The following is a 4,662-nucleotide window of genomic DNA, read 5'->3' on the forward strand; positions in this document are numbered from 1 at the left end:
GTTGTAGGATGCGTAGAACGACGAGAGGTTGTCGTTGGTCTGAGTTCCTGCAAAAAACTTGTCCTTGTCCTTTTTCTTGACAAGAAGGACGTAGGGCGGAGGCGTCAGACCATAGTCATTTTCAATTTCCTCTGCCGGAATTGAGAGCGAGAGAGAGTTGACCACCGACAGCGAGCCGCTGTTTTCCTGATAGCGTCTGAGGATTTCGCGGGCGGGGAAATTGAATTCCACATCATAGCCGGTCGGGGCCACAAGCATTGTCTCGCCTGACTGCGCGCGCTGCTTCAGGTCTTCGGAAATCTTGTAGACAAGGTTGTTGTTTGTAATGACTTCCGGAGTTACGGCCATGTATGATCCGACGCAATTGAATACGGTGTCGCGCTTAGGATCCGTGTCCGGGATCGGCATGATGGACCGATAGTAGACGTTGATCATGTTGTTGACTATTCGTGTCACACGACCAGATCCAAATGAATTTGCGATATACAGACCGGGGAACCACTTTGCGAATGCCTGAGGTGTGGCGAAAGTCGCTTCCGATGTCTTGAACTGATTGTAAAGGCGCACTCCGAATTCTTTCGGGAGAGTAACCATTATATCCTTTATGATACTGCCTTCTGTGTCCGAACTGATCTCTTCGGCCCCGTCAATAAGTCCGGAATAGGATGTTGAACCGATCGGCGCAGACGGATTGTAGTAACCTTCAGGATTAAAATTGCTGTAAATCGGCGATGGCAGCTGTTTGTTCAGCTCATAGACATTAAGGCCCATCGGGACTACGGAGTCTCCGGCAAATCCGTCTTTATACATCGAGAGGACGAGTTTGACAGAGTCGATATATTCCGGCTTTACGTAGAATGTATCTATGTAGGCCGCCGGCATGTACTGGCAGACGATATCGCTTCTGAGGCTACCATATCCTTTGGCATCCAGATTACCAAGAAGCTGGAGCACTGTGCGTGATTGCACCAGGTCATTGACAACCGGGCGACCACTGACGGTGAAGTTTGAATCAATCACGATTTCAACCTCATCCTCAACCAGGCTTCCGCCGGCTGTGGAGGTGGTTTCATCACAAGAGATAACGGAGAGTGTTGCTATTACTCCTGCTGAAAGCAGAGCTAATTTTTTCATCTTGTAGAGTGGAATTCTTAGAGAGTGTTTAATAACAGATGGTTAAAATCTGAGCGCCGGTATTGTTTTTTTTGCAGTCAATAAATTTCAATAATTTATCTGTAAGACATACCACTCAGATTTTAAATCTTGTCATGAAACGCCCTATTAATCTTCTTCCTCGCCCAGGAGCGAGCGGTAAAATTCAGTGTAGCGTTCAACGCGTTCTTCGTCACCGTCATAGGGCAAGAAAGGTTTGCCGGAAGCTTTGGCATATTCGACCAATGCGGGATCGACATCGCCTGTCACCTGAATGACCGCATCGGCATAGTCTATTGCGAGACGGTTGAGAGCGGCAAAGTCTGCAGCTTCGGAACCAAGCGCGGCAATATCCTCATCGCTGAAGTCGCTCATGCGCAATTTCTCGGCAAAGCGAGGATCGAGAGTTCCTTCAAATTTTTCCGGCTGAAGAGCGTAAACGATTTTTGAGTCACGGAATATCGGATCATCGGCATAACGGCGGCGGAGATACAGAGGCGTAAGAGCCGACACCCAGCCGCTGCAATGGATGACTGCGGGTTGCCAGCGAAGTTTCTTGACAGTCTCGGCAACACCCATCGTAAAGAACATCAGACGCTCATCGTTGTCGTCAGAAAGGAGATCCGTTTCGAGACCCTTTTCAGGCAGTGGCTGAAAATAGTCGTCATTGTCTATAAAATAGACCTGCATACGCGACGGAAGCAGAGTAGCCACCTTAATTATCAGCGGATGATCCGAATCGTCAATAATAAGATTCATCCCGGACAGACGTATCACTTCATGAAGCTGATTGCGTCGTTCGTTGATGCAGCCATATTTCGGAGTAAATGTCCTTACTTCAAATTCCTTACCGTGGATTCCCTGCGGGATGTCACGGCCAAGAACCGACATTGGGGTCTCCGGGAGGTAAGGCGATACTTCTTGCGAGACAAATAGAACTTTTTTGGGCGCCATGTAATGGATAATAATCTTAGCGAACCGGACAAGGTCAACACCCGATGGCTGAACCCTTGAAGGCGGCTCTTTGTTATGTGATTTGGATTGCAAAGTTATATAATTTTTTTCATTTTCCCACCATCGCGCGTTTTAATCAGCAATTTTTCGGTAAATAAGTCACGCAAACCGCCCGATTTTTAGCATTTCAGACCTACAATACTAAGCAATTAGGCCTATCAAATTTTGAAATCCGCCGAAAAATTACTACCTTTGCACGAATTATCTGCTATAAGTAGACATGAGACAATTAAAAATCACCAAATCTATAACCAATCGTGAAAGCGCCTCGCTCGATAAATTCCTTCAGGAAATCGGACGCGAAGAGCTTATCTCCGTCGAGGAGGAAGTAGAGCTCGCCCAGCGCATTCACCAGGGAGATCAAAGAGCTCTCGACAAGCTCGTGCGTGCCAACCTCCGCTTCGTTGTGTCAGTAGCCAAACAATATCAGAATCAGGGACTCAGTCTTCCTGACCTTATCAACGAAGGCAATCTCGGCTTGATTAAAGCGGCACAGAAATTTGACGAGACACGAGGCTTCAAATTCATCTCCTACGCCGTGTGGTGGATCAGACAGTCCATCCTTCAGGCACTTGCAGAACAGAGCCGAATTGTCCGCCTGCCCCTCAACCAGGTCGGCTCGCTCAACAAGATCAGCAAGGCGCTCTCGAAATTCGAGCAGGAAAACGAACGCCGTCCCTCTCCTGAAGAACTTGCTGAAAAACTCGATGTGCCGGTCGACAAAATCGCTGACACGCTGAAAGTCTCAGGCCGCCATATCTCTGTCGACGCTCCTTTTGTCGAAGGCGAAGACAACAGCCTTCTGGACGTTCTTACCAACGACGACTCCCCCATGGCCGACGCGACTCTCACTCAGGAGTCACTCTCAAAAGAGGTCGAACGCGCACTGAAGCAGCTCCATGACCGCGAACGCGAGATCCTGAAAATGTTCTTTGGAATCGGATGTCAGGAAATGACCCTCGAAGAAATCGGCGCAAAATTTGATCTGACCCGCGAACGTGTCCGCCAGATCAAGGAAAAAGCGATCCGACGTCTCAAAGGCCAGAAAAGCCATCTGCTCAAAGCCTACCTCGGACAGTAATTTTTCATAACCATCAGCCATAACATCCATGTTTGCGCTATCACTACTGCTATCAATCACTGTTACAGTAACGAATCCACAACCGACACCCCGACAGGCGGTGCCGGTTGTTGTTCCTATCGCCCAGAACGGCAAAGAGATCAACTCGGCCGTGATCCAGGGCCAGCCCGATATGGCCTGGCAGCTTGACGACCTTAATGACGACGGCCGCCCCGACGAACTGGTCTTCCTCGTCGACCTGAAAGCCAACCAGACCAAAACCCTCAAAATCGACCTCTCGTCCGCCAAACCGAAATCGGCATTCACTCCTGAGACCAACGCCTATCTCAAACTGAACGACAAGAACAAAAAACACCCGGAGATCCAGGCAATCGCGTTTCCGGGCAATGTCGACAACCGGCAGATGTACAACAGCATCTACGGCCACGGAGTAGTGCTTGAAGGCCTCTACAATGCGATACGCATCTATATGGACAACCGCCAGAGCGTCGATCTCTACGCCAAGAACACCCCGCGCCTTGAGCTCGACAGCACCGGATTCTACACGACACGCCAACAGCTTGAACAGGGCTATGGCCGCGATGTGCTCTGGGCCGGAACCTCCGTAGCACTCGGATCTTTCCGCGGATGGCAAAATGACAATCCTGTCACCATCGACACGGTCACCACCCGCATGCAGCGAGTTGTAGCCACAGGCCCCGTGCGCTCGATAGTCGAAGTCTCGGACCGCGGATGGGTCTACAACGGCACACCTCTGGAAATGCGGCAGCGCTACACAATCTATGCCCGCCACCGCGACATAGACGTGGACATCACGATCTCCGGCGCCCCCAAATCGTACACCTACTGCACCGGAGTCCAGAAACTCGCCACTGACAATGAAGGATTCCTCACCTCATCGGGACTTGCCGGAAGCTGGGGCACAAATCTGCCCGATAAAGGAATGCCGGACATCACCGACACAATCGGACTCGGCATCTATGTCCCCGCCACCTATCTTCGCTCGGTCAAGGAAGACGAGGTCAATTACCTGACGCTTCTGCGCACCGATGCCAAGGGACATATCCGATACAGTTTCATTTCGGGAGCCGAACGCGACAGCGCTTCCCCCCACTCCGCGTCAGACTGGTTTGACTATCTGCGCAAATGGGAAAAAGAGAAACGTAATCCGGCAAAAATCACCATCCGCTGATCAGACATATCTGACACAATAAGTCCGACCGGGCTCATGAATATCCATGAGTCCGGTCGTTTTTCTTCAGAGCGCTCTTAGAGGTTGTTTAAAAACAATAGTTAAAATCTGAGCGAAAGTTTTGAGGCGCCTATGGCTCTTCATTCCAGTCGCATAGCTCGCTATGCTCCTTCCTCATTTACAACAATTTATCTAAAAGATACACCACTCAGATTTTAACTCT

4 protein-coding genes are annotated in these 4,662 nt (G+C 49.9%); 2 read left to right on the plus strand and 2 right to left on the minus strand.

Annotated features, from left to right (window positions below; translation table 11 throughout):
- The coding region (locus K2H17_RS04750) for a DUF4270 family protein (RefSeq protein WP_300132038.1) at positions 1–1,134 on the minus strand (1,134 nt) is incomplete at its 3' end.
- Positions 1,135–1,281: 147 nt separating this feature from the next.
- Positions 1,282–2,106, minus strand: a complete 825-nt coding sequence (locus tag K2H17_RS04755; RefSeq protein ID WP_300132040.1) for a glycogen/starch synthase — start codon at positions 2,104–2,106, stop codon at positions 1,282–1,284.
- Positions 2,107–2,386: 280 nt separating this feature from the next.
- On the opposite strand from K2H17_RS04755, the gene K2H17_RS04760 reads away from it, so the two are divergent.
- Together K2H17_RS04760 and K2H17_RS04765 are read left to right on the plus strand one after the other, a co-directional pair.
- Entirely contained in the window at positions 2,387–3,247 is an 861-nt protein-coding gene (locus tag K2H17_RS04760) for an RNA polymerase sigma factor RpoD/SigA (RefSeq protein WP_107032887.1), read from the plus strand.
- Positions 3,248–3,275: 28 nt separating this feature from the next.
- Positions 3,276–4,439, plus strand: a complete 1,164-nt coding sequence (locus K2H17_RS04765; RefSeq protein ID WP_300132041.1) for a DUF4861 domain-containing protein — start codon at positions 3,276–3,278, stop codon at positions 4,437–4,439.
- Positions 4,440–4,662 lie beyond the last annotated feature (223 nt).

Source organism: Duncaniella sp., from assembly GCF_029054785.1.
Classification (GTDB): Bacteria; Bacteroidota; Bacteroidia; order Bacteroidales; family Muribaculaceae; genus Duncaniella.

Bases quoted from the DNA above. Each gene is read 5' to 3' on its own strand.
- K2H17_RS04755 (WP_300132040.1), bottom strand. From the start codon at position 2,106: ATGGCGCCCAAAAAAGTTCTATTTGTCTCGCAAGAAGTATCGCCTTAC.
- K2H17_RS04760 (WP_107032887.1), top strand. From the start codon at position 2,387: ATGAGACAATTAAAAATCACCAAATCTATAACCAATCGTGAAAGCGCC.
- K2H17_RS04765 (WP_300132041.1), top strand. From the start codon at position 3,276: ATGTTTGCGCTATCACTACTGCTATCAATCACTGTTACAGTAACGAAT.